The 25,379-nt window shown below is 69.4% G+C and carries 24 protein-coding genes; 18 read left to right on the plus strand and 6 right to left on the minus strand.

Features of this window, described 5'->3' with window-relative positions; all coding sequences use genetic code 11:
- Positions 1–135: 135 nt before the first annotated feature.
- Positions 136–1,821, minus strand: coding sequence for a hypothetical protein (locus tag AB0C35_RS07890; RefSeq protein WP_358451849.1), 1,686 nt, complete (start codon positions 1,819–1,821; stop codon positions 136–138).
- Between the two features lie 228 nt (positions 1,822–2,049).
- Here AB0C35_RS07890 and AB0C35_RS07895 point away from each other — a divergent pair, with 228 nt between their 5' ends.
- From AB0C35_RS07895 to AB0C35_RS07910, 4 genes are read left to right on the plus strand one after another with little or no spacing between them, the layout of a single operon-like run.
- Positions 2,050–3,426, plus strand: coding sequence for an aminotransferase class V-fold PLP-dependent enzyme (locus tag AB0C35_RS07895; RefSeq protein ID WP_358451851.1), 1,377 nt, complete (start codon positions 2,050–2,052; stop codon positions 3,424–3,426).
- Between the two features lie 13 nt (positions 3,427–3,439).
- Positions 3,440–5,125, plus strand: coding sequence for a nitrite/sulfite reductase (locus AB0C35_RS07900; RefSeq protein ID WP_358451853.1), 1,686 nt, complete (start codon positions 3,440–3,442; stop codon positions 5,123–5,125).
- Positions 5,122–5,829: a phosphoadenylyl-sulfate reductase gene (locus AB0C35_RS07905; protein WP_358451855.1), complete on the plus strand. Its 708-nt coding sequence runs from the start codon at positions 5,122–5,124 to the stop codon at positions 5,827–5,829. Before AB0C35_RS07900 ends, AB0C35_RS07905 begins: the two co-directional genes overlap by 4 nt.
- On the plus strand, positions 5,826–6,566 hold the full coding sequence (locus AB0C35_RS07910; protein ID WP_358451857.1) for a CbiX/SirB N-terminal domain-containing protein: 741 nt from the start codon (positions 5,826–5,828) through the stop codon (positions 6,564–6,566). Before AB0C35_RS07905 ends, AB0C35_RS07910 begins: the two co-directional genes overlap by 4 nt.
- A gap of 50 nt (positions 6,567–6,616) precedes the next feature.
- Here AB0C35_RS07910 and AB0C35_RS07915 read toward each other — a convergent pair whose 3' ends face one another.
- Positions 6,617–7,345, minus strand: coding sequence for a 2OG-Fe dioxygenase family protein (locus AB0C35_RS07915; protein ID WP_358451859.1), 729 nt, complete (start codon positions 7,343–7,345; stop codon positions 6,617–6,619).
- Positions 7,346–7,586: 241 nt separating this feature from the next.
- Here AB0C35_RS07915 and AB0C35_RS07920 point away from each other — a divergent pair, with 241 nt between their 5' ends.
- On the plus strand, positions 7,587–8,009 hold the full coding sequence (locus tag AB0C35_RS07920; protein ID WP_358451860.1) for a nuclear transport factor 2 family protein: 423 nt from the start codon (positions 7,587–7,589) through the stop codon (positions 8,007–8,009).
- A gap of 55 nt (positions 8,010–8,064) precedes the next feature.
- Here the strand turns inward: AB0C35_RS07920 and AB0C35_RS07925 are convergent, their stop codons facing one another.
- On the minus strand, positions 8,065–8,670 hold the full coding sequence (locus tag AB0C35_RS07925) for a TetR/AcrR family transcriptional regulator (RefSeq protein ID WP_358451862.1): 606 nt from the start codon (positions 8,668–8,670) through the stop codon (positions 8,065–8,067).
- Between the two features lie 161 nt (positions 8,671–8,831).
- Here AB0C35_RS07925 and AB0C35_RS07930 point away from each other — a divergent pair, with 161 nt between their 5' ends.
- On the plus strand, positions 8,832–10,283 hold the full coding sequence (locus AB0C35_RS07930) for an MFS transporter (protein WP_358451864.1): 1,452 nt from the start codon (positions 8,832–8,834) through the stop codon (positions 10,281–10,283).
- Between the two features lie 378 nt (positions 10,284–10,661).
- The gene (locus tag AB0C35_RS07935) at positions 10,662–11,405 is read left to right on the plus strand and encodes an AfsR/SARP family transcriptional regulator (RefSeq protein WP_358451866.1); all 744 of its coding nucleotides are present in this window, start codon (positions 10,662–10,664) and stop codon (positions 11,403–11,405) included.
- An 82-nt stretch (positions 11,406–11,487) separates the two neighbouring features.
- Here the strand turns inward: AB0C35_RS07935 and AB0C35_RS07940 are convergent, their stop codons facing one another.
- From AB0C35_RS07940 to AB0C35_RS07950, 3 genes are all read right to left on the minus strand, one after another.
- On the minus strand, positions 11,488–12,495 hold the full coding sequence (locus AB0C35_RS07940) for a ParB N-terminal domain-containing protein (RefSeq protein WP_358451868.1): 1,008 nt from the start codon (positions 12,493–12,495) through the stop codon (positions 11,488–11,490).
- Between the two features lie 457 nt (positions 12,496–12,952).
- Complete coding sequence (locus AB0C35_RS07945; protein WP_358451870.1) at positions 12,953–13,582, minus strand: ScbR family autoregulator-binding transcription factor; 630 nt, start codon at positions 13,580–13,582, stop codon at positions 12,953–12,955.
- A gap of 202 nt (positions 13,583–13,784) precedes the next feature.
- Positions 13,785–14,195: an organic hydroperoxide resistance protein gene (locus AB0C35_RS07950; RefSeq protein WP_358451872.1), complete on the minus strand. Its 411-nt coding sequence runs from the start codon at positions 14,193–14,195 to the stop codon at positions 13,785–13,787.
- Positions 14,196–14,277: 82 nt separating this feature from the next.
- Between AB0C35_RS07950 and AB0C35_RS07955 the strand changes: the two genes are divergently transcribed.
- The 11 genes from AB0C35_RS07955 to AB0C35_RS08005 all read left to right on the plus strand — a co-directional run bounded on the left by AB0C35_RS07955 (position 14,278) and on the right by AB0C35_RS08005 (position 25,269).
- Positions 14,278–14,892, plus strand: a complete 615-nt coding sequence (locus AB0C35_RS07955; RefSeq protein ID WP_358451874.1) for a TetR/AcrR family transcriptional regulator — start codon at positions 14,278–14,280, stop codon at positions 14,890–14,892.
- 139 nt (positions 14,893–15,031) lie between these two features.
- Positions 15,032–15,832, plus strand: coding sequence for an SAM-dependent methyltransferase (locus AB0C35_RS07960; protein ID WP_358451876.1), 801 nt, complete (start codon positions 15,032–15,034; stop codon positions 15,830–15,832).
- Positions 15,833–15,840: 8 nt separating this feature from the next.
- Positions 15,841–16,842 carry a sugar ABC transporter substrate-binding protein gene (locus tag AB0C35_RS07965; protein WP_358451878.1) on the plus strand — a complete coding sequence of 334 codons (1,002 nt, stop codon included), beginning with the start codon at positions 15,841–15,843 and terminating at the stop codon, positions 16,840–16,842.
- Positions 16,843–16,875: 33 nt separating this feature from the next.
- Positions 16,876–17,832: an ABC transporter permease gene (locus AB0C35_RS07970; RefSeq protein ID WP_358451880.1), complete on the plus strand. Its 957-nt coding sequence runs from the start codon at positions 16,876–16,878 to the stop codon at positions 17,830–17,832.
- A gap of 271 nt (positions 17,833–18,103) precedes the next feature.
- Entirely contained in the window at positions 18,104–19,165 is a 1,062-nt protein-coding gene (locus AB0C35_RS07975) for an ABC transporter substrate-binding protein (protein WP_358451882.1), read from the plus strand.
- A gap of 71 nt (positions 19,166–19,236) precedes the next feature.
- Positions 19,237–20,067, plus strand: a complete 831-nt coding sequence (locus AB0C35_RS07980; protein WP_358451884.1) for an ABC transporter permease — start codon at positions 19,237–19,239, stop codon at positions 20,065–20,067.
- Positions 20,064–20,891, plus strand: coding sequence for an ABC transporter permease (locus AB0C35_RS07985; protein ID WP_358451886.1), 828 nt, complete (start codon positions 20,064–20,066; stop codon positions 20,889–20,891). Before AB0C35_RS07980 ends, AB0C35_RS07985 begins: the two co-directional genes overlap by 4 nt.
- Position 20,892: 1 nt before the next feature.
- Entirely contained in the window at positions 20,893–21,990 is a 1,098-nt protein-coding gene (locus AB0C35_RS07990) for an ABC transporter ATP-binding protein (protein WP_358451888.1), read from the plus strand.
- A gap of 19 nt (positions 21,991–22,009) precedes the next feature.
- Positions 22,010–23,611, plus strand: coding sequence for a thiamine pyrophosphate-binding protein (locus tag AB0C35_RS07995; RefSeq protein ID WP_358451890.1), 1,602 nt, complete (start codon positions 22,010–22,012; stop codon positions 23,609–23,611).
- The gene (locus AB0C35_RS08000; protein ID WP_358451892.1) at positions 23,608–24,618 is read left to right on the plus strand and encodes a C-terminal binding protein; all 1,011 of its coding nucleotides are present in this window, start codon (positions 23,608–23,610) and stop codon (positions 24,616–24,618) included. The genes AB0C35_RS07995 and AB0C35_RS08000 overlap by 4 nt, the downstream gene beginning before the upstream one ends.
- 36 nt (positions 24,619–24,654) lie before the next feature.
- Complete coding sequence (locus AB0C35_RS08005; RefSeq protein WP_358451894.1) at positions 24,655–25,269, plus strand: TetR/AcrR family transcriptional regulator; 615 nt, start codon at positions 24,655–24,657, stop codon at positions 25,267–25,269.
- Positions 25,270–25,379 lie beyond the last annotated feature (110 nt).

A 25,379-nucleotide genomic window follows, 5' to 3' on the forward strand; every position in this document is an offset into this window, starting at 1 on the left:
CGATTCCAGGGGGTGCCCTCGGAATGGGGGTCCCGAGCTCAGAGGTGAAGAGCACGCGCATTCCCGTGGATGCGGACGTCACCGTGACGGCCAAGGCCGGGGCCCGCACGAGCACGGCGGCGGCAGGCGATGCGGTCATCGCAGAACTCTGTCGCTGACCGCGAACAGGACGCCGTGCGGACGGGCGTCACCGAAGTCGCCGTGCGGCCAGGACCGGCGGTTGAACTCCACGCACGGACGGCCGGTGTTCTCGTCGCGGAACCGGCTGTCGAGCCTCACGCCGCCCCACCGGCTCAGGTCGTGCATGCACACCTTGTGGTTGCCGTCGCCGCCGAACGCCCCGGCGATGAAGTAGTTGGCCGTCGCGATCCGGCGGATGTGCTCGGTCTCGCGGTAGAAGCCGCGGGGGTCGCGGCGGAAGTTGTCCATCGCGCCCCAGTGCGTGCCGCCGTCGGTGGTGTCCCGGATCATCTGGACGCCCACCACGGCGGGACAGTCCCGCTCGATCCCGCCGGAGTAGACCTCGGAGAGCCTGTCGACCTCGCACCGGGGATCGTCGCCGGCGGCCAGCAGCTTCCGGATGTCGAGGACGTAGAGCATGCCGCGGGTCTTGTCCAGCGGCTTGCCGTAGGCCTTCGGATATCCCATGACCGTGTGGAACAGGAAGCGGTCGTCCGGGCTGACCATCAGCCAGCTGCCGTTGTCCCCGCCGCCGGTCAGATCATCGGCGCCTGCCTTGCGATAGGCGGTCGTGTCGTCGAAGACCTCCCGCCACCTCGGCTTCTTCGCCGTGATGTCCGGAGTGTAGAAGACGGAGCCGCCGGTCATCGACGACACGAAGGCGCCCTTGTGGTGGCGCTTGTGGGGCAGCGCCGGTTCCATGATCACGCGGGACTCGGCCCAGATCGGGTCGTTCTCCAACTGCGCCCGGGGGCCGTCGTGCACCTTGGAGACCGACAGCAGCTTCGGGTTATTGCGGTTCTCGATGTCCCAGACACGTACGGTCTGGCGTGTCAGGTCCTCCCGCAGGGCCACGTCCGGGGACCCCCAGTGCCTCCCCTCCAGGAAGTCACTGGCCACCATGATGTTGCGTTCCTCGTTTACCATGATGCCGTGCGGGTTCGCGCAGGTCGCCTTCTCCAGCGCGGGCTCATTGGCGCACTGCTCGGGGTCCTCGCCCTCCGCGGTGGCCGCGGGGATCTCCGCCAGGACCTTGCCGTTCTCGTCGAACCGGACGATTTCTCCGGGCGAGCCGGTGGCCCCGTTGCCGACCCGCACCTCGCCGTTGGTGTAGGTGCACGGGCCGGGCACGGGGCCGGAGCCGAGGAAGGTGCCGTAGGCGGTGCCGTCCCGCAGCACCTGGAAGGCATCGGGCGCCGTGCCGCACGGGGTGTCTCCGGGAGCGGCGACGCCGACGAGCTTCAGCTCGGGAAGCGCGCGGGCGTCGAGGACGAACACCGTGTCCGAGAACAGGCCGCCGGCGTAGATCCGGTCGCCCTTGTGCCAGACGTACTGCATGTGGTGCGCCTCATTGCCGAGGCCCGGCCCCATCGTGACGGTGTTGACGACCTTGCCGTACGACCGAGACTCTCGGGTGGCGTCGATGACGGCCATGAAGTCGGGCTTGGTCGGGTCCGCCGAACCCGCCCAGGTGAGCAGCCATTCGCGGCCCCTGCCGCGGCCTTCCCGGACGAGATGGTTCGTCGCCGTGTAGGTGACGCCGTCCGAGCCGGTGACCGAGGTGGTGGACTCGGCGACGGCGTCGGCCATGGGACTCGCCGCGGTGAAAGTGGCGGCGGCCAGCGCCACCGCGGACAGCACGGAGATCCAGCGTATTACCGGTCTTTGTGGTCGAAGTCTCGGCAGTCTCATACCGCTACGCCCTCTCGTGGAGCGATCTTTTGAGCCTTCGGCTCAGATGGGTGCCAGAACATTTTGACCAGCCCCCGCTGACAATGGACTGACGCCCGGCAATGCGCGGTCAGCCTGTTGTCAGCGGCGCTGAGCTAGCTTCATGCCATGACCAATGCGGATGCATATAAAGCACCGTTGAATCTCGCCTATAGACAGGCCATTGATTATCTGACGACCCTGCGGGAACGGCCGGTGGGCGCCACCGCGGATTCGGACCGGCTCCTGAAACTCTTCGACGGCCCGATGCCCGCCCGCCCGAGCCCGGCGGCCGGCACCGTCGAACTGCTCGGACGGGCCGTGGCCGAGGGCGGCGTGCCCGCGGCCTCCGGGCCCCGCTTCTTCGGGTACGTCACCGGCGGGACGCTGCCCGTCGCGATCGCCGCGGACTGGCTCGTCGCCGCCTGGGACCAGACCGCCAGCCTGTACGACCTCGCGCCCGCCATCTCGGTCGCCGAGCACGTCGCGGGGCGATGGCTGGTCGAGCTCTTCGGGCTGCCCCCGGACACGTCCGTGGGCTTCCCCACCGGTTGCACGATGGCTCACCTGACCGCCCTCGCGGCGGCGCGGCACCGCCTGCTCGCCGGGGTGGGCTGGGACGTCGAGCGCGACGGCCTGCGGGACGCGCCGCCGGTACGGATCATCGCCGGAGCGCAACGGCACATGACGATCGATCTGGCGCTGCGCTACCTGGGGTTCGGATCGGGCGGGACGCATCTGGTCAGCGTCGACGGCCGTGGCCGGATGAACGTCGACGCGCTCGAGGAGATGATGGCCGGCCACGAGGGCCCCACGATCGTCTGCACCCAGGCCGGGGACGTCAATTCCGGAGCCATCGACCCGGTCGGCGAGATCTGCGACGTCGCGCATCAGCACGACGCATGGGTTCATGTCGACGGCGCGTTCGGGTTGTGGGCGGCGGCGAGCCCGTCGCTCCGCGAGCTGCTCTCGGGCGTGGAGAAGGCGGATTCTTGGGCGACCGATGCCCACAAATGGCTCAATGTGCCGTACGACTGCGGCATCGTGCTGGTCGCGCACGCCGACGCGCATCGGGCCGCGATGCTCAACGAGCGCGCCGGTTACCTGCCCGCCGGGACGCCGGGTGAGCGCGACGCCATCGAGTGGGTACCGGACTTCTCGCGCCGGGCCCGCAGCCTGCCGGTCTGGGCCGCGCTCCGGACCCTCGGCCGCGAGGGCGTGGCGGACCTGGTCGAGCGGTGCTGCGCGCTGACCCGGCGGTTCGCCCGGCTGATCGCGGCGATACCGGGCGCCGAGCTGCTCAACGAGGTCGTCCTCAATCAGGTGATGGTGCGCTTCGCCGATGACGACGCGGCCACCAGGGACGTGATCGCCCGGGTGCAGGCCAGCGGTGTCTGCTGGTTCGGCGGGACGAACTGGTACGGCAAGGCGGCCATGCGGGTCTCGGTGGTCTCGTGGCAGACCACCGAGGAGGACGTGGATCGCTCCGTCGAGGTCATCCGGGCGGCCGCGGCGTCGGCCGGGCGGCCCTCATGAGGAGGTCACCGAGATGACGAGTGGAACGGTGCGCCCGGCGGCGACCGGGCGGCGGACCGGCCGCAGCGAAGGGCAGTGGGCCCGCGGACAGCTCGCGCCGCTCAACCCCAATGAGGAGTTCAAGCAGGAGGAGGACCCGCTCCGGGTACGCGAGCGGATCGAACAGGTCTATGCGCGCGGAGGCTTCGCCAGCATCGACCCGACCGACCTTCGGGGCCGTTTCCGCTGGTGGGGGCTCTACACCCAGCGCAGACCCGGCATTGACGGCGGCCGGACCGCGACGCTGGAGCCCGAAGAGCTCGACGACGAGTTCTTCATGCTCCGTGTTCGCGTCGACGGCGGCCAGCTCGACCTCGCGCAGCTCCGCACCATTGCGGGCATCTCGACCCGCTTCGCGCGCGGCACCGCCGACATCACCGACCGGCAGAACATCCAGCTCCACTGGGTGCGCATCGAGGACATGCCGGAGATCTGGCGCCGCCTGGAGGCGGTCGGGCTGGCCACGACGGAGGCCTGCGGCGACTGCCCGAGGGTGATCGTCGGGAGTCCCGTCGCCGGCGTCTCGGCGGACGAGATCATCGATGCGACCCCTGCGATCAGGGAGATCGCCGCCCGATTCGTCGGCGACCCCTCCCTGTCCAACCTGCCGCGCAAGTTCAAGACGGCCGTCGCCTGGCTTCCCGATGTGCCGTACGAGGCCAACGACGTCGCGTTCATGGGGGCCGTCCATCCCGAGCACGGCCCGGGCTTCGACCTGTGGGTCGGCGGCGGCCTGTCCACCTCGCCGATGCTCGCCCAGCGCGTGGGCGCCTGGGTGCCGGCCGCCGAGGTCCCGGACGTGTGGGTCGCCACGACCAGGCTCTTCCGCGACTACGGCTACCGTCGGCTGCGCAGCCGCGCGCGCCTGAAGTTCCTGGTGGCCGACTGGGGCGTCGAACGCTTCCGCGCCGTGCTGGAGGAGGAGTACCTCTACCGTCCGCTCATCGACGGACCGGCGCTCGAACTGCCGGCAGCGCCCATCGACCACATCGGCGTCCACCGGCAGAAGGACGGGCGCCACTACGTGGGCGCCGCACCCGTCGTGGGGAGGCTCTCCGGCTCCCGGCTGGCCGCCCTCGCCGACATCGCCGAGGCCCACGGCTCCGGCCGGATCCGGCTCACCCCGTACCAGAAGCTGCTGGTGCTGGACGTCGCGGATCCGGAGCCGCTGGTGCGGGACCTGCAGAAAATCGACCTGGCGGCGAACCCGTCGCCGTGGCGGCGCAACACGATGGCCTGCACCGGCATCGAGTACTGCAAGCTGGCGATCGTCGAGACCAAGGAGCGCGCCGCGGCCCTGGTGGCGGAACTGGAGTGGCGGCTCGGCGACGAGGCGGCGGGGCTGAGCATCAACGTCAACGGCTGTCCCAACGCCTGCGCCCGCACCCAGGTGGCCGATATCGGGCTCAAGGGGCTGATAGTGACCGATTCGAACGGCCGGGGCGTGGAGGGATTCCAGGTTCATCTCGGCGGCGGGCTGGCGCTCGCCGACGACGAGACCGGAACGTTCGGAAGGAAGTTGCGCGGATTGAAGATCACGGCGGACGAACTGCCCGGCTACGTTGAGCGCTTGACCCGGCGCTACCGTGCGGGCCGCGAAGGTGAGAACGAGTCGTTCGCGCGGTGGGTGCTGCGAGCAGATGAGGAGGAGCTGAGATGACGTGGGCGCGGACACCGGCCGAACTGGCCGAACTCGCCGCCGAGGCGGGACACGACCTCGAAGGGGCGGCCGCCGAGGCCGTCGTGGAGTGGGCCGCGGAGACCTTCGGCCGGCGGTTCTGCGTGACCAGTTCCTTCGCCGACGCGGTGCTGGTGCACCTCGCCTCCCGCGTCGTCCCGGACGTGGACGTCGTGTTCCTCGACACCGAGCTGCACTTCCCCGAGACGCTGGCGGTGCGTGCCCGGGTCGAGGCCACGATGCCGGTCCGCGTGCGGTCGATTCGCGCGGAACAGACGATGATCGAGCAGGACCGCGAGCACGGCCCCGAGCTGTACGCGCGCGATCCGGACCTGTGCTGCTCGCTGCGCAAGGTCATGCCGCTGGCGGGCGCGCTCGCGGACTACGACGCCTGGGCCGCGGGCCTGCGCCGGGACGAGTCGCCCGCCCGTGCCGGCACACCGGTGGTGCATTTCGAGGCCGCCCGCGACAAGGTCAAGGTGAACCCGCTGGCCCAGTGGACGCGGGTCGACGTGGCGGAGTACATCGCGCGCCACGACGTGCCGGTCAACGAGCTGGTCCACCGGGGGTACGCGTCGATCGGCTGCCGGCCGTGCACCTCGCCGGCGGAGCGGGTCGGGGACTCCCGCTCCGGTAGGTGGCCCATGTTCGACAAGACCGAGTGCGGGCTGCACACCGGCGGATGATTCCCCTCGTCCTGGTGGCGCACGGGAGCCGCGATCCGCGCGGTAAGGCCGCGACCGGTGCGCTCGCGCGGGAGGTCGCGGCGCTGCGGCCGCATTCCGACGTCCGGCTGACCTATCTGGGCCACAACGCGCCGGCGCTCGGCGCCGGCCTCCGCGCGGTGTCCGCCGCCGGGCACGGGTCCGCGGTCCTTGCGCCGCTGCTGCTTACCGAGGCCTACCACGACCGGGTCGACATCACGGCCGCGCTCGCCGAGCTCAGGGCCGCCGGGACGGCGCCGCTGGTGCACCGCGCCCCGGTTCTCGGTCCACGGTCGGCCGGCCCGGTGGACGACCATCTGCTCGCGGCGCTGTGCCGTCGTCTCACCGAGATGGCCGTGCCGTACGACGCGATCGTGCTCGCCGCGGCCGGCAGCCGGTTCGAGGCCGCCCGGTCGTCGGTGGCGACGGCGGCCGCCGCGCTCGGTGACCGCCTCGGAGTCCCCTGCACGGCCGGGTACACGGCGTCGGCGCCGACCGTCTCGGCGGCGGTCTCGGCCCTGCGCCGGTCGGCGGGGAGGCGGCGGCGAATCGCCCTCGCGTCGTACTTCCTCGCCCCCGGGGTGCTGCACGACCGGGCGCGCATAGCCGGGTTCGGGGCCGGCGCCGTGGCGGCTTCGGCACCCCTCGGCGGCACGCCGGAAATGGCCCGCCTGGTCCTTGCTCGCGCCGACGCGGCCGTCGGCGAACCGGCCGGCTGAGCCGGACCGTTCAGAGTGCGCGGGGCGCGGGGCCGGGTGGCCGGCGGTGCTCAGTCTCCCTCCCGCAGCCCCGGTGAGCATTTGTAGCCGAGGATCAGTACATCCCTGATCGCCGGCAGGCCCGGGTACAGGGGAGTGATGGGCGTCACCGCGTGGAGGACCTTCTGGTCCGCCCAGTACATCGTGTCCATCGGTTCGATGAGGCAGAACTCGTCCAGGAGCCGTGTCGGGTCGCGGTACGCCTGTGAGCGCCCGCCTTCCGCGTTCGTCCGCGACATCAGGTGTATCGCGCCGAAGTCGACCTCGTCGCGGTGCGGGCCCTCCGGAGTCGGTTCACCGACCTCGGACGGGACGCCGAGGATGCGGAACTGGTGACACTGAACATCCCAGGGCAGGCCGACCCGGTCCGGTGTCACCGGGAATCGGGCGAAGTTGAATTCGATGAGGAATTCGAGGAGCGGGTTGTTCAGGACGGCTGCGGTCAACGGCGCGATCTCGCGCGCGATACCGCCGGCGTATTCGTTCGCGTCCGTGGACTGGAAGTACGCCTGGTGCGGTCGCAGCTGGATCCGATGGTCCCTGGGAAGGTAGTAGAAGCGGTCGTAGCGGCGTTCCCGGAAGCGGGCGCCGTCCTTCAGATACGGGTCGGTGACGAGGTTCTCCCAGGTTGCGGCGAGCGCGCCTGCATGCCGCCGCATGGGTTCGTCGATCGGCAGGTCAACGCCACGTACCAGCGAGTATCCCTTGGTGTGCAGGTCATCTCGAACTGCGGTCGGCATCGCCTGGTCCTCCGGTGGTCGCGGTCGGAAGGCAGTCTGAACCTCAATGTTCCCGCATGCCCGCTGATACGTAACTGATGTCCTGCGTCAGGTGCCTGTCAGCAGATCATCAACGACTCGATGCTTGACTCGGACCGATGACCGACATTTCAAGTGAACACTTTTCATCCCCGGTGGTTCGCACCGGGTGACGGATCCGGCGGCGGGCCGGAGGAGATGTTCAGTCCTCGCCGGAGGGGATATGCGGTTCGAGTCCAGTGAGCTGGTGGCTCGGCATATGGCGATCTGGAACGAGCCCGATGCCTCGTTGCGGCGGCGGGGGGTCGTGGCGATCTACGCGCCGGACGCGGTCCTCGCCTGCCATCCGCTGGACCCGGTCTGCGGTCATGCCGCCATCGTCGAGCGGATGGCCGGTCTCCGGGGACCGAGCGGGCCGGTCGCGGCGGAGCGCCGGTCGCTGTACACCGCGGACGGCCGCTACGACATCATCAGGCTCGACTGGGTGACGACGCGGGGCGCACCCGCTGGGACGGCGGTCGCGGGCCACGGCGTCCTGGTGCTCGACGCCGACGGGCGGATCAAGGTGGAGTACCGGTCGTTCGACCGGGGCCGGGGGCCGTCCGGCCGCGACCCGGGAGACGGGGAGAACGGCGGCCCTGTCTGAGCCACGCGAATCGGCCCCCGGGTGCGGCCGCGTCCCGGCGGGCCCGGATCGCTCGTCAGCGGGGGAGACGGGAATCGCCGGCCGGAGCCTGACAGTGCGCCTCGATGAGTGTTCTCGCGCTGGCGAGCGCGGCGGCGGCCGGGCCGGTGGGACCGAGGACGGACGTGCTGACGTAGACGCCGCCCATCAGCAGCATGAGCGCGTCCGCGAGTTCCTCCGGCGCCTCGGCCCCGGCGGCACGTGCGAGCGAGCGGAGCCGTTCCCTCATGCGTTCCAGATGCGCCCGCGCCTCGCGCCGGCCGGGATGCTCCGCGTCACGGAACTCGCTGGCGGTGTTGTAGAAGACGCATCCGTGGAAGTCGGGGGACCGGGCGATCTCCAGGGTCAACTCGACGATGGCGAGCATCTGCCGCGCGGGATCGCCGTCGTGCCGGCGCAGTTCGGCCTCGACCTTCGTCCACCACGCGGCGTCGCTCGCCCGAAGCCAGGCGCCGACGAGCTCGTCCTTGCTGGAGAACTCCCGGTAGAGAAGGCTCTTCCCGAGGCCCGTCTCGTCGATGACCTGTTGCAGCCCGATGGCCCTGACGCCATGCCTCTGGAAAAGGCCGGACGCCACCCGCAGGATCCGGTCCCTGGTGCCGGGCGCCGGTCGTCGTGCCACCCCGGGTGCTCCTCTCTTCGGTCGGCGGACACGCCCATTGTTGCACGAGAACGTTTGACCGCCGGTAGGTCGCTGCGATATAGCTGGACCAATCAGTCCGGGACTGGTCGGTCCGGGACTGACTGGTCCACATTCGCGAACCCCCGAGTCGGAGCGTGATCATGACCGAAGCGTCTTCTCCGCCCGCGGCCGGGCCGGACCCCGTCAAGACCGGTCTCGGCGCCTCCGCGGGCACGGGACGGGTCAGGAACGCGGCCCTGCTGCTCTTCGTCGTCTGCGCGGTGCAGTTCCTCGATGCCATGGACATCGCGAGCATGGGCCCGGCGCTGCCGCAGATCCAGGCCGACCTGCGCATGTCACCGGACGCGCTGCAATGGGTGGTGAGCGCCTACACGCTGGGCTTCGGAAGCGTCCTGCTGCTGGGCGGCCGGCTGGCCGACCTGTTCGGCCGCAAGAAGCTGCTGGTCGGCTGGCTGGCGGTCTTCGTGGTGGCCAGCCTGGTCGGCGGGCTGACCGACGGGAGCTTCGTCCTCGTGGTCGCACGCCTGCTCAAGGGCATCAGCGCGGGGTTCACGGCCCCGGTCGCGATGGCCATCCTGCTCGATGCGTTCCGCGACGAGCAGTCGCGCAACCGCGCCCTCGGCACCTTCCTCGCCATCACCACGGTCGGCTACTCGATCGGGCTCGTGATCGGCGGCCTTCTCGCGGAGGTCACCTGGAGGCTCGTGATGTTCCTCCCCGCCGCCGCCGGCGCGATCGTGGTCGTCCTGGCACTGGTGGCGGTGCCGCGCGACCCGGGCCGCGAGGAACGAGGCCGGCAGCGACTCGACGTCCTGGGCGCGGTCCTGGTGACGGGGAGCGCGATCGCGCTCGTCTACGGGGTCAGCCGGGCCGCGGAGGTGGGCTGGGGCGATGCCGTCATCGTCGGCACGCTCGTGGCCGCGGCCCTGCTGCTCGCCGCGTTCATCCTGGTGGAGCGGTCGCACGAGAGTCCCCTTGTCCCGTTCGCCATCTTCACCCGGCCCCAGCTCACCCGCGCCAACATCTGCATTCTCATGTTCGGCGCCTATGTCAGCTTCCAGTTCGTCCTGACGCTCTACTACCAGAACACGCTCGGCTGGTCGCCGATCGAGGCCGGGCTGGCGTTCCTCCTCGGCGCGGCGCTCACGGGAGTCACCGCCCGGTTCGGGGCCGCCGCCGTGACGAAGTACGGAGCGTGGCCGGTCGCCACGGTGGGCCTGCTGATGCTGACCGCGGGCTACCTGGCCTGGGCCGTTCTCATCGGCCACACCAGTCCGCTCGTCGTCCTCCTCATGCAGCAGCTGCTCGGCGGCATCGGGTTCGCGGCCGCCTACCCGGCGCTCAACATCGCGGCCGTCGGACATGCCAGGGAGGACGAGCAGGGACTGGCGTCGGGTCTGTTCAACGCCTCCAGCCAGATCGGGGCCGGGATCGTGCTCGCCGTGACCGCCACATTGCTGGCCACGTACACCGACCAGGGACTCGGCGGCTATCGGGCGGGCCTGTGGACGATCACCTGCCTCTCCGTGGCGATCACGCTGCTGGCCGGCGCGGGCATCCTGCGCGGCCGGCCGGGGACACGTCCCTCCTGACCCCGCTCGGTGACGGGGGCCGGCGCGGCCCCCGTCACGGCGCGGCCCGTCACGGTCCGGCCTCGAATGCCCGGTGACGACACCCGTCGTCGCCGGGCATTCTCGCGCGCCCAGGGGCGAGCCACAAAGGGCTGACCCGCCTCCTTCGGTCGCCAATTCGGCCGCCATTTATATGACACTTCCAGTGAGTGTTGGAGAACTGATGGTAAGTGTCCATCTCCTTAATTCTTGAACATGGACGATCATGTCGGCCTGATGTTAGCCTGACATCAGAAACGGGGAATTACCTGGCCAACAGGGGGAATGTTGCTAGCCTTTTCCGTACTCGGTGCCGTGGAAGTGTCCCGGAACAACGGCGTTTTCAGGATCGGCGGGGTCATGCAGCAGACGCTGCTCTCGTCGTTACTGGTCTGCGGCGGGTCGGTGGTCACCGTCGACTCGCTGATGGAGGAGCTCTGGGGCACCACGCCCCCGGTGAAGGCGGAGAACGCGCTCCAGGCGCAGATCAGCCGGCTGCGGCGCCGGCTGGCGCAGCTCGAGCCCGGCCGCGCCGAGCCGCGCCTGACCACGCGCGCCGCCGGATACCTCTTCGAGGTGGACCGGGCCGAACTCGACGCCTGGATCTTCCTCGACACGGTCGACGCCGTTCGCGGCAGAATGCCGGAGGACAAGAGCGAAGCCGCGTCTCAGGCGGACATCGCACGTCTGCGAACGGCGCTCGGTCTCTGGCGCGGCCCCGCGCTCGGGGGCCTGACCGGCGGTCCGATGTGCCAGACGGCGGTCAACAAGCTCAACGAGGCGCGGAACGCGGCGCTCTGCCTGCTCTATGAGATCGAATTGAAATTCGGGGGGCATATGAGAATAATTCCCGAGCTGTCGGAGGTGTGCACACAGAATCCGATGCAGGAACAGTTCTGCCTGCTCTCGATGATCGCGCTGTATCGCTCGGGACGCCAGACCGACGCGCTGGAGGTCTATCGGCGGTTCCGGCGGCGTCTTGCCGAGCAATTGGGCATAGAACCCTCCCCGGCATTGGCCAGGTACGAACGGGCGATCCTGACGCACGACCCGCTGATGCTGACGGACGAACCGTCTCTCAGCATCTACTCAACGGTCGGCTGAACGCCGGGACTTCGTCCGCGCCCGGCGGGAAGCCGGAACGCGACTGCGCCGCCCCGGCCGTGCGGGGCGGCGCAATCCGCCGTCACAGGCCGTCCGCGGTGCCGGCCGGCCGTGCGATCACCTCATCCGCGGGGTAGACGCCCCCGGCGCGGTTCTCGAGCTCCAGCGCCAACTCGTTCCACGTCGTCGCGCAGGCTCTGGCCAGCTCGGCGACCATGCCCGCGCAATGGCTGGGAATGGCGCTGACCAGGCCGGACCAGTCACCGGTGAAAACGGCTCGTCCGTGCAGCCAGCGAAGCAGCTCGCGTCCCACATCGCTGTGGCGCAAGGACGGGTCCTTCTTCAGCTTGCGCAACAGCACCGCATGCTGCGGCTCGCCCGCGCCGAAGGCGCCTCCCGGGCGTCTCGCAGTCTCACCACGCGATTCCCGGGCCCGGCCGGAAGGAGACGCGACCCGCGGCTTGCTCTTTGCGGCCCTTCCACCGGTGAGGACCGGATCCTCGCCTCGGTGCATCCGCTTGCGCACGTCGTGTGCGGTGCCCACGGAGATCGCGGCGGTTCTGGCGATCTCCCGAAGCGACGCGTCCGGCTGCGCCATGATCACATCGGCGGCGCGACGCCGCCCGTCGGTGCCGTTCAGCGGACGGACCCGGTTGTCGGCACCGATCCTGACGTTCGACTGGGGCTGTTCCCCATTTGAGCGCCGTCGCAGGGTCCTGACCGTCTTGGGCGAGAGCCCCGTCCATCTGCCGATCGCCCGATCGGAGGACTCTGGGCGGGATCGGATGATCCGGGCGGCCGCCGACCTGCGTTCGGCGAGCGAGAGCGGCAGGCCGTGCGACACGTTCTCCTTGACCGCGCGGACGAAGGCCTCGTCCTCGCTTCCGTCGAAGAAGATCACTTTGATCTCGGTCTGGTTCCGCAGCATCGCCGCCCCGAGGCGATGCGTCCCGTCGATGACCCGCATGGTGCGCCGGTGCACGAGTATCGGCGGAAGGTCGGTCTCGGCTTCGGCGAGCTTGCGAATGTGGTCCTCGTCCTCGCCGGTGAGCCGCGGCGTGTCCGCCGGCCGCAGCAGTTCGATCGCCACGTGACTCACCTTGCCGGCCACGTGGCGCGGCGGCGGGTCGGAAGTGAGTCTCGAGGGTGGGCTGTGGTGCGTGGCCATCGCAATTACCCCCTGGATCATCAACGTCTGGCACGGTCCACGATTCGAAGGGCTGCCCGGTACCTTCTTCGTCCGGCCCCCGGGCATGGCTTTCTCGCCCTGGTAAAGAATACCGGGGGGTCAGTTTCCGGCAACATTGTAAGTCAAGTCTGACTTGCCGAGCGGTACACGGCTCTGTTAACCTGATCTTGGAGTATCCTGGACGAAGGCCGTTGACATTTAAAATGAACATTCATCGTTGATCAGCGGTGACTGTGAGTCAGTCGCGCAACCGGCGAAATGACTCAGCGAAGGCCGCGGCCACTATCCGTATCGGGAACCGGGCCGGCCGTCGCCGCGGTGGGCGACTGGGGGACGGCCGTGTTGCCGATAGCGGCCATTAGGCCTCGTGGTCCCTCGTGGCGATTCCGGCCATGTCCGTGACGCACCCGGTGTTGACGAGACGCGGCAGCACGCAACGCCATGCCGCCGTCACCCGCCGGGGAAGATCGCATCGCTCGATGCCGCGGTCCAGGACGATGTGCAGGCCGCTGAACGCCGCGACGAGGAGTTCGGCGGTCTCCCGAGCGTTCACGTCCGGCAGCAGATCCCCCTGGTCCCGCGCATCCTTCAGCAGCGACTCGACGGTATCGGTCCAGTAGGTCAGCGGTGACGGCGCGGGCTGGCTGATGGCATCGCGTTCGAACATGAGCCGGATGCCCGCCCGCATCTTCACATCCGTGCAAATCAAGCGCGCGACCTGCCACGACAGTTCCATCAGGAGATGTATCGCCCGGGGATGGAACTCCCGGAGCCGGGCGACCATGGGAGGCCAGGAATCGCGCTGCTCCTGGATGATGGCGACGGCCAGGGCCTCCTTGGACTGAAAGTGGAAATACAGCGCGCCCTTGCTGATATCGCGCCGCTTCACAATGTCCTGAAGGCTGGTGCCCAGGTATCCGTGATCGTCGAAACTTTCCGCCGCGGCCCGGAGGATGGCATGCCGGGTCCGGTTAGCTCGGTCCTGCATTTCCGACGCCAGTCATATTCGTGGAATGTCGTTTCAGAGGCCGGCCATTGTTCGGCCGTCGGGCGGCGGCGCGCGGAACCCGGCCCACGGCTGGTCGAGCGGTGGACCGGGTGTTCGCCGGAGTCGTGCACCGGAGTCGTGATGACGAGCGGTCGGGCCGCCTGTCAGCGGTGTACCGCCCGGTCCACGCGCCGTCCGGCTGTCACACGATGGTCAGTTCGACCGGGATGTTGCCGCGGGTGGCGTTGGAGTAGGGGCACACCTGGTGGGTGGCATTGATGAGTTCGCGTCCGGCCTCGGCGGAGAGGCTGTCCGGCAGCTTGGCCCGCAGGGTCACATCGAGCTGGAAACCGCCCGCGCCGTTGGGGCTGAGGCCGACTTCCGCGGTGATCGACATGCCGGAGACGTCGATCGCCTTCTTCTGCGCCACCAGCTGCATGGAGGTGGCGAAGCAGGCGGCGTAGCCGGCCGCGAACAGCTGCTCGGGGTTGGTGCCGTCGCCGTCGCCCCCGAGTTCCTTCTGCAGGGCGAGCTGGACGTCCAGCCGGCCGTCCGAGCTGAAGGCGCGCCCGTCCCGCCCGGTGGAGGTGGCGATGGCCGTGTACTGCCTCATGTTCTGCCCTTCGATAGGTAGACAGACAGATCTGTACGGATGCTCCCCGAGCGTAGACAGGTCTGTCTGGTAACGTCAAGGCGTGACCACGAGACCGCCGGCGCCTCGCCGGCAGGGTGCGGCCTGGACCCGCGTCTTCGAGGCCGCCACGCGCCTGTTCTACGCCGAGGGCGTGCACGCGGTGGGCGTCGACCGGATCATCGCCGAGGCCGGTGTGGCGAAAGCGACCTTCTACCACCACTTCCCGGGCAAGGACGACCTGGTCCGCGCCTACATCGTCGAGCAGAGCCGGCTCCAGCGCGCCATCGCCGATCAGCCCGGCTCCGCGTCGCCCCGCGAGGTGATCGTCGCCGCGTTCGAGCGGATGTGCCGGTTCGGCGCCGACCCCGGCTACCGCGGCTGCCCGTTCGTCAACACGGCGGCCGAGTACCCCGACGCCGCCCACCCCGTCCGCCGGGCCATCGACGAGCACCGGAACTGGTGCCGCCGCCTGTTCCGCGACCTGCTGATCGCCGACGGCCACCCCGACCCGGACCGCACCGCCCAGACGCTCCTCCTGCTCAAGGACGGCCTCGGGGTCGGCTTCGATCTCGACGACCCCGCCGTCGTCGGCGCCGCGGTCCGCGAGGCCGTCACCAGGCTCCTGGACGCCGGGGCCCACTCCGCCGAAGTCCGCGCCGGCGACGGCGCACGCTGACCGGCCCCGACCGAAACCCGCAAAGGGGTCGTGCGGTAAATCCCCTTATTCAGTGCTTTCCCGTAAGAGTTGCTTGCTTGTGATCTTGTGGGTAATACGCTCGCGTGGCACGCGTCGTCGGCCATGCGAAGGGGCATCGGTGACAGGAGAGGAATTCACGCCGTACGAACCCGACGTGGAAACGCCCAACGCCGCCCGGATGTACGACTACTACCTGGGCGGAAAGGACAACTATCCGGCCGACCGCGAGGCGGCCGAGAAGATCATGGCGCTGGGCCCGAGCCGGGACATCTGCATCGCCAACCGCCGGTTTCTCGGACGCGCCGTCCGGCTCGCCGCCGAGAACGGCATCACCCAGTTCCTCGACCTGGGCACGGGCCTGCCGACCCAGGAGAACGTGCACGAGGTGGCCAAGCGGGTCCTGCCCGACGCGCGGGTCGTCTACGTCGACTACGACCCGGTCGTGCTGGCCCATGCCCGCGCGCTCCGCGCCATCGACGCAACCACCACCGTCGTGCAGCGGGACGTCCGCCGACCCCGCGAGATCCTGGAGGATCCCGAGGTCCTGCGGCTGATCGACTTCTCCCGGCCGGTCGCGGTGCTGTTCGTGGCCATCCTGCACTGCCTCACCGACGACGAGGATCCGTGGGGCGTGGTGCGGAGCTTCGCCGGACGGATGGCGCCGGGCAGCCACCTGATCGTCACGCACCTGACCGACGACGCCCACCCGGAGGTCGGCGCGGCGGCCAGGGAGGTCTACGACGACGCCACCGCCCCGCTGATCCACCGCGACCACGCGGCGATCTCCCGGTTCTTCGAGGGATTCGAACTGCTGGAACCCGGGGTCACGGTGGTCAACGAATGGCGCCCGGACGACGACGAGGACCGGGAGCGCCCCGGCGGTGAATGGTTCTACGTGGGAGTAGGGCGAAAGGCATGAAAAGGCGAATGGTGAGAGGACACTGGGTCTTGGCCGCGGCGGCGCTCGCCCTCCTGACGTCGTGCGCGGACCCGGACGACGGCGGCGCATCCGGCGGTGCCGGCGGCGACGCCAAGAGCATCGCGTTCTTCGGCTTCGCCAAGGCCAACTCGTTTTCGCAGGCCACATTCGAAGGCGTGAAGGAACAGGCGGCCAAGGAAGGCGGGAAGGCGGAGTTCTTCGACTCCAATTTCGACGCCCCGACTCAGGTCCGCCAACTCCAGGACGCGATCACCTCCAAGCGCTTCGGCGTGTTCGTCCTTCAGGCCAACGACGGCGCCGCCGTCGTCCCCGCCGTGCGCGAGGCCGTCCGGAACGGCATCGCGGTGGTGGTCCAGTTCACCCCGGTCGGGACGCGCTACGACACCGCCGAGCCGCAGGTGCCGGGCACGATCTCGCTGGTGGACGTCCCGACCCGCAACGGCGAGCGCCTCGGCCGCCTCGGCGCCGGCGCCTGCGAGACCGTCGAGGCCGAGCCCTGCCAGGTCGCCTACCTGGAGGGCCTCAAGACGCTGCCGCTCGACAACGCGCGCACGAAGGCCGTCGTGAAGACCCTGGAGAACGCGCCCGGCGTGAAGGTCGTCGCGCAGATCGAAGGCGGCTACACCCGGGACTCGGGCCGCAAGGCGATGCAGGACCTTCTGCAGGCCCACCCCGACGTGGACGTCGTCATCGGATCGTCGCAGGCCCTCTTCGGCGCGGAGAACGTGGCCAAGGGCAAGGACATCCTCTACGTCGGGAACGGGGCGTCGCGGCAGGCGGTGTCCGCCGTCCGCGAAGGCCGCTGGTACGGCATCCCCTACCTGCCGGTGCGCACTGCCGGAGCGAAGGCGGCCGAGCTCGGGCTGGCCGAGGCGCGCGGCGAGAACGTTCCCGCGTCGACCGAGATGTCCTCCCTCGCCCCGAACGACGGCGTGCTCACCAAGGACCTGATCGTCTCGTCCGGAATCACCGGCGAGTACGACGAGTAGACGCGTGGACGTCCTGACGCCGGCGGGCCCGCGGTGAGGTACGGCGCGGTCCGCGACCACGGCATCGTCGTGGCCCTCGCCGGCATCGTCGTGGCCCTGTCCCTTTCGACCGGGACGTTCCTCACCACGGGCAACCTCGTCAACGTCCTCGACCAGGCCGTCGTCGTCGGACTGCTGGCGTGCGGCATGACACTGTGCATCATCTGCGGCGTGTTCGACCTGTCGGTCAGCGCCGTCCTGGCCGTCAGCGCGGTCGTGGCCGTCCTGGTCACCCGGTCCGCGGGGGCGCCCGCCGGATACGCGGCGGGCATCGCGACCGGCACGCTGATGGGCACCGTCACCGGCCTCGTCGTCGCGCTGTCGCGGGTGCACTCCTTCATCGCGACGCTGGCGCTCAGCATCGTGTACCGCGGGCTCGCCGTCGTCATCACCGGCGGCGCCATCGTCTACCCGCACGCGCGCCAGCTGGACGCGTTCCAGACCCTGAGCCTGCCGACCGTGCTCGGCGGCGTCACCGCGCCCACGCTGATCCTGGCGGGCGTCGCCGCCGCCTGCTGGCTGCTCCTCGCCAGGACGACGTTCGGCCGCGCCGTCCACGCCGTCGGCGGCAACCCCGAGGCCGCCCGCCTGTCCGGCATCAGGATCGCGCCGGTCCGCGTCGCCGTGTTCGCGATCAGCGGGGCGTGCGCCGGGACGGCCGGCCTCGTCCTGACGACCCGCGCCGGCTCCGCGCAGGCCGGCCTCGGCACCCTCCTGGAGCTGACCGCGATCGCCGCGGTCGTCATCGGCGGGACGAGCATCCTCGGCGGCGAGGGCGCCGTGTGGCGCTGCCTCGTCGGGGTCGCGATCCTGACCCTCATCTCCAACGGGTTCAACCTGCTGGGCTGGGACCCCACCTACAAGCAGGTGATCGAGGGCCTGCTGATCCTGGCCGCCGTCACCCTCGACCGGCTGCCGCGGCGCCGGGCTTGGACGTCTCCCGGCCGATGACGAGCCGAGGCCCACACCGACGGGCAGGTGCCGAAGGCGGCGACTGAGCGTCTCAACGAATACCCACATGACCGCTTGACCTGCATGGACGGGCGCTTTCGGTGTGCGCGGCACCGGCCTGGAACGCCCCTCGCCGGCGCCGTGGGCCTGACGTGACGGAGCGCGTCCGGTGGTGGGGAAGTTGCTCGGGAGCTCTTGACAGCGAGCGTGCGGCCGGTCACGGTGTACCCCATTAACTGACGCATCAGTCAAGAATCGCACTGGAGGGGCATTGAAGATCACGAAGTCGCTCGCCATCGCCTCGGCGGCGGGGCTGGCCGTCACGTTGAGCTCCTGTGGCGGCAGCGGTTCGGGTGCATCAGAGTCGTCGCTCACCGTGACCATGTGGGGCGGCGCCGCTCAGAAGGCGCACGTCGACTCCTACTTCACCCCCTGGGCCAAGACCAAGGGCGTCACCATCAAGGAGGGCTCACCGACCGACTACGCCAAGATCAAGGCACAGGTGGAGGCCGGCAAGGTCACCTGGGGACCCACCGAGGTGGAGCCGAACTTCGCGAACACGGCCTGCGAGGCGGGCCTGCTCGAGAAGCTTCCGCAGGACATTCTCGACAAGGCCAAGGCGACCGGCGTCGCCGAGGAGCAGATCGGCCCATGCGCCATCCCGATCCTGCAGTACTCCTTCACGATCGCCTACAACTCCGGCGCCTTCTCGGGGACGCACCCGACGACGTGGGCCGAGTTCTTCGACACGAAGAAGTTCCCCGGCAAGCGAGGGTTGTGGAAGTACGCGACCGGCGGCATGTTCGAGGCCGCGCTCCTCGCCGACGGCGTTGCGCCGGACCAGCTCTACCCGCTCGACATCGACCGGGCCTTCAAGAAGCTCGACTCGATCAAGAGCGACATCGTCTTCTTCGACACCGGCGACCAGATGACCCAGATGCTGGCCAGCGGCGAGGCCCCCCTCGTCCAGGCCTGGAGCGGCCGGATCTTCCAAGCCCAGCAGGCGGGGGAGAAGGTCGCCAACGAGTGGAACGACAACCTCGTGTCGTACGACCAGATCGTGGTGCCCAAGGGATATCCGAACAAGAACCTCGCCTTCGACTGGATGCGCTGGTTCCTCGACAACCTCAAGGCGCAGGCCGCGGACGCCGAGGCCTCGATCTACGGCCCGGCCAGTGCCAAGGCGCTCGAGTTCGTGCCCGAGAACGTCCGCAAGGAACTGCCCGGCTTCCCGGCCAACGAGGAGCGCTCCGCAGGCCTTGTCGACTACGGCTACTGGGCCGAGAACTACGACGGCGTCACCGAGCGTCTTAACGCGTGGATCGCTCAGTGACCTCGGCCACCGCAGACTCTCCGACGGGCGGACTGCGGGGCCGGCTCCATCTGTCTCGGCTGTCCCGTTGGATGCGTTTCGACGGATGGGGCGCCTTGATCCTGCCGCTCCTCGTCTTCCTCGTCCTCGTCTTCGGGCTGCCGCTCGTCGTCATGCTGTCCCGCAGCCTGACGGACCCGAGTCTCGGCCTGCAGAACTACCGCGACATCTTCGCGAACGCCGTCTACCCGCGCGTTCTCGGCAACACGTTCCTCATCGCGGTGATCGTCACAGCGGTGACCCTCGCGCTCGCCTACCCCTACGCCTACCTCATGACCCTCGTCGGCCCCGTCTGGCGAATGATCATGCTCGGGCTCGTGCTCGTCCCGTTCTGGACGAGCATCCTCGTGCGCAGCTTCGCGCTCGTCCTCTTCCTCCGGGACACCGGCGCCTTCAACTCCACGCTCGAGACGGCCGGCGTGATCGACCAGCCGATCCCGCTGATCCGCACGCTCACCGGTGTCGTCTTCGGCATGGTCCAGGTCGCGCTGCCCTTCGCGGTCCTGCCCATGTACGCGACCATGCAGGGCATCGACCGCCGACTGCTCCAGGCGGCCGAGTCCCTCGGCGACCGTCCCGCCGGCGCCTTCTGGAGAATCTTCGTCCCCCTCAGCGCTCCCGGGGTCGCGGCGGCGGCCCTGCTCACGTTCATCCAGGCGCTCGGGTACTACATCACTCCGGCGCTTCTCGGCGGTCCGAAGAACACGATGATCGGCGAGTTGATCGTGCAGCAGGTCAGCACCGTGCTCCGTTTCGGCTTCGCCGCGGCCCTCGCGACCCTGCTCCTCCTCACGACCCTTCTCCTGCTCGTGATCGCCGGCAGGTTCGTGGACCTCCAGAAACACCTGATGAGGCGGCCATGACCAAGACCCTCACCCGCACTGGGCTCGTGGCCCTCGCCGTCATCATCGGCGCCTACCTCATCCTGCCGGTCCTCATCGTCGTTCCGATGTCCTTCTCGGACAGTTCCTTCCTCACCTTCCCGCCCGGCGAGATGTCGCTCCGGTGGTTCCATAACATCCTGGACGAGCCGGTCTGGCTCGACTCGGCGCTGGCGAGCCTCCAGGTGGCACTCCTGTCGGCGGCGTGCGCGGTCGTCCTGGGCGTCCTCGCTGCTCTCGCCTTGGTGCGCGGCCGCATTCCGTTCCGCAACACGATCACCGCGGTCCTGCTGGCTCCGCTCATCGTCCCCTACGTCATCATCGGCCTGGCGTCCTATATCGCCTTCCTCCAGCTCGGCCTCACCCAGACGACACTCGGGTTCGTCCTGGTCCACACGTGCCTGGCCGTGCCCTACGTCGTCATCAACGTCGCGGCGGGGCTGGTCTCGGTCGACCGGCGGCTCGAAATGGCCGCGATGAGTCTCGGCGCGGGACCGGTCACGACCTTCTTCAAGGTGACCCTCCCGCTCATCCTCCCGAGCGTCCTCGCCGGCGGACTGTTCGCCTTCTTCATCAGCTGGGACGAGGTCGTGACCGCGATCTTCCTCTCCGGCCCGGACATGACGACCCTCCCGGTGCAGATGTGGTCCGGCATCAGGGTCCAGATCGATCCCACGGTCGCGGCCATCTCGACGCTCGTGCTGCTCGTCATCTTCGGCTCGTTCATCGTCCTCGGCCTGACCCGGCTGATCCAACGACTCGTCCGCCGCCGCATGGCAGATCCCGCAACGAACACAGGTGCATGACATGACCGCAGCCCTCGAGACGCCCGCCCAGACGTCGACCGGCGCCCCGATCTCCATCAACGCAGTGAGCAAGAAGTACGGCGACAACACCGTGCTCGAGGCGGTCGACCTCGACGTCCGCGCGGGCGAGTTCCTCACCCTGCTCGGCGCCTCCGGCTCGGGCAAGTCCACCCTGCTGAACATCATCGCCGGCTTCACGCAACCCACGGGCGGCACCGTCACGGTGGACGGCCGGGACATCACCTCTCGGCCGCCGCACAAGCGCGGCTTCGGGATGGTGTCCCAGCACTACGCGCTCTTCCCGCACATGTCGGTCGCCGACAACGTCGCGTTCCCCCTCAAACGGCAGAAGGTCGCCAAGGGGGAGATCCGGCGACGGGTGGCCGAGGCCCTCGAACTGGTCGAGCTCGGCCACCTCGGCGGCCGGCGTCCGTCCGAACTCTCGGGCGGTCAGCAGCAGCGCGTGGCCCTCGCCCGGGCCATCGTCTTCCGCCCCCGTGTCCTGCTCATGGACGAGCCCCTCGGGGCCCTCGACAAGCTGCTGCGCGAGCAGCTCCAGCTGGAGATCCGGCGGCTCCACCAGGAGATGGGCATCACCTTCGTCTTCGTGACGCACGACCAGGACGAAGCGCTGACGATGTCCGACCGGATCGCTCTGCTGCGCCATGGGCGCATCGTCCAGCTCGGCACACCCGAGCAGCTCTATGCCGAGCCGAACTGCCGCTACAGCGCGGAGTTCGTCGGGGTCTCGAACATCTTCACCGGCACGGTCCAGGGAAGGACCTTCGTCGACGGCGTCAGCGGGCGGAGCTATCGGCTCGAGGGGGCCGCCGGCCAGCACGGCAGTTCCCTCATGGTCCGGCCGGAGCGCCTCAACATCGCCACCGTGAGCGCCCCCGTCCCCGACGACATGGACCATGTCGAGGCGACCGTGGACGACTGCATCTACCTTGGCAGCAGCCGCACCGTGCAGCTGTCCACCGACGCCGGCCTGCATCTGGTCGCGCGCACTGAAGTGCCCCGCTCCCCGGACGGGGTCGTTCCCGGAGCGCGAGTGAACGCGTACTGGGACGTCCGCGACGCATGCGTCCTCGACTGACCCGGAAGGACGGAGCAGCATGGCAACGATGACAGGCGGCGAGGCGCTCGTCGCCGCACTGGCCGCCCATGGCGTGGACACGATCTTCGGGATTCCCGGCACGCACAACCTCACGGTCTACGCGGCCATGGACCGGCACGGGATCCGGCACGTCTCGCCTCGGCACGAACAGGGCGCCGGTTACGCCGCGGACGGCTACGCCCGGTCTTCCGGACGGCCGGGCGTCTGCCTGACCACGACCGGCCCGGCGATCCTCAACGCGGCCGCGGCCGCGGCACAGGCGTACTCGGACTCGGTGCCGGTCCTCTTCGTGTCACCCGGCATGCCGCTGCGTCATCCGGGGCGGGGCAACGGACTGCTCCACGAGATCAAGGACCAGAGCGGCGCCATGGCGGCCATCCTCGGCCTGAGCCACCGGGTGACGAGCGTCGAGGAGATCCCCCTCGCGGTGGCCCAGGCATGGACCGACCTGACCTCCGGACGACCGCGTCCGGTCCATCTGGAGATCCCGCTCGACCTGCTTGAAGAGCAGGCGGACGTGACCGTGGTCGGCCCCGTCCCCGCCGCGGCCCGCACTCCCGCGTCAGAGCCGGTCACGGAGGGCGCGGCGGCCTGCGCCGCCGCGCGGCGGCCGGTCCTCCTCGTCGGCGGGGGAGCGGCGCGGGCCGGCGGCGAGGCGGTCTCGCTGGCGGAGACCGTCGGCGCCCCGATCGTCTCCACCGCCAACGGAAAGGGGATCATTCCCGAGGACCACCCGCTCTTCGTGGGCGCGGGCCTCCAGCACCAGTGCGTCCTCGACCTCATGACCGACAGCGACCTGGTCATCGCGGTGGGAACCGAGTTCGCCCCCTCCGACTGGTGGATCGGCCTGCCCGACCTCTCCGGCAAGGTGCTGCGCGTGGACGTCGACCCGGCGGCGATCATCACCAATGTGGTGCCGGAGGTGTCCCTCGTGGGAGACGCCGCCATCACGCTCCGAGCTTTGCGGGCGCAACTCGATCTCTCGACGCCGCCTGACGGAGCGCGACGGGCCGCGCGGTGGCGGGACCTGCACCGGGCGGCCGCCCGGGCCGAGGGCGCACCCTGGCTGCAGATCATGTCCGCGATCGCGGAGGCGCTGCCCCGCGACGCGATCGTGGCGACCGACAGCGCGATGGCGTGTTACTACGGCGCACTGTCGAACCTCCCCCTCTACCGGCCCGGCGCCTTCCTCTACCCGACCGGGGGCGGCACGCTCGGCTTCGCCCTGCCGGCGGGCATCGGAGCCAAGATCGCACACCCCGACATCGCCGTGATCGCCGTCCAGGGCGACGGAGGCGCCATGTTCACCGTCGCCGAGCTCGCCTCGGCGGCCGAACTCGGAATCGCGCTGCCCGTCATCGTCGTCGACAACGGGGGCTACGGCGAGATCCGCAACGAGATGGCGGACAGGAACGAACCGGTCCACGCCGTGGCTCTCGGCCGAGCCGACTTCCCCTCGCTCGCCCGCTCGCTGGGCTGTCACGGCGTCCGGGTCGAAGTCGCTGAACTGACCGGCGAGATCAAGGTCGCCTTGGAAGCGGACCGGCCCACGCTGATCCACATCCACGAGGAGAGCCGAGCCGCGGAGGGCATGTCATGAGGAAGCCCGTCGCGGTTTACACCGACCTTGTGGACACGGACCCGGCTCCGGGCGTCGAGCTGCTGGAGCAGGCCGGATTCACGGTGCGGTTCGCGCGCAGTCCTGCACCCGCGGACATCGTGACCGTCGCCGAGGATGCCGTCGCGCTCCTGCTCGGCTACGCCGAGGTCGGCCGGGCGCTCCTGGACGCCCTCCCCAGGGTGCGCCTCGTCGCCGCGCAGTCGGCGGGTTACGACATGGTGGATCTCGACGCTTGCCGGGAACGCGGCATCTGGGTCACCAATGTTCCGGGAGCCGCGACCGAAGAAGTCGCGTCGCACGCACTCGCCATGACGCTCGCGCTCCTCCGGGGACTGCCTCAGCTGCATCACGACGTCCGGGCGGGTGTGTGGGACGGGACCAGGCACGAGCTGCGTCGGCTCTCGGAGGTGACCGTCGGTGTCATCGGGCTCGGACGGATCGGACGGCGCTACGCGGACTGCGTTCGCCCGCTCGTCGGCCGCGTCGTCGGTCATGACCCCGTCGTCACCACCGTGGACGGCGTCGAATCGCTCGGGCTCGACACGTTGCTGGCGTGCAGTGACGTCGTCAGCCTGCACCTGCCCCTCACCGACGCCACCTGGGGCCTGCTGGACTCGCGGCGACTCGGCTTGATGCGCAAGGGCGCGTCGATCGTGAACGTGTCACGCGCCGGCCTCGTCGACCATCGCGGGCTCATGCAGTGCCTGGAGGAGGGGCGCATGTCCGGTGCGGCCCTCGATGTGCTGCCGCAGGAGCCCCCGGAGCCGGACGACCCGCTCGTTCGGCACCCGCGAGTGCTGGCTACGCCGCACGTGGCGTACCTGTCGGCGGCCAGCAGCCTCGATTATGTACTCGAACAGGCTCGAAACGTCGCCGAATGGCACATCCATGGCCGGCCCGTCTCCGTCGTCATCGAGGGAAAGCCGACGGTGACGGGCGGACATTCCCTAACGAAGCCGGTGCTGGACCGAGCCAAGGCGCTCTGACAACCTGACCACTACAGCCACACGAGGTGAGAACGGATGCCACGACCGAGCGTCGAAGCCGAGCGCCGCGAACAGATTCTGCGGGCGGCTTGCGCGGTTGTCAGTGAGAAGGGCTACAAGGCGCTGCGCGTGACTGACGTGGCCAGGCACGCCAAGATCAGCACCGGCTCGGTTCACTATTACTTCGAGACCAAACGCGACCTCGTGCACGCGGCATTCGAATGGAACTTCTCCCGATCACTGGAACGGCGTAAGTCGATCCTGGCCAGGCACGACAACGCCCGGGACCGGCTGCACGCTTTCGTCGACTCCTATCTTCCGCACGACGAGGAGACCGCGGCCGCCTGGCGTGTCTGGGCCGAAACCTGGGTCGAGGCACTGCACGTCCCCGATCTTCGCGAACTCAACGAGCGGATCTACGGCGAATGGCGCGGCGTCATCGCCGAGATCATCCGCGCCGGCCAAGCCGAAGGACTGATCATCTCCGGGGACCCGATCGTGCTCGCCAACACCCTGGTCAGCATGATCGACGGCCTCGCGATCCAAGCCCTCGTCGGTTCGCGGCACATGACGATCCGCCGGATGCGGAGCGTCTGCGACCACCTGCTCGAGATGATGTCCGCCGAGCCGGCTCAAGCCGCCATCGGCTGAGCACTTCGTCCGACCGGGGGGCCGAGCAAACCGGCCCTTGAATCCCTTGACAGCGTATTGAGCGCTGTCACATGATCATCAATATATAACTGACGGGTCAATCAAATATT

Origin of the sequence: Spirillospora sp. NPDC048819 (genome assembly GCF_040650055.1) — a bacterium.
Classification (GTDB): domain Bacteria; phylum Actinomycetota; class Actinomycetes; order Streptosporangiales; family Streptosporangiaceae; genus Spirillospora.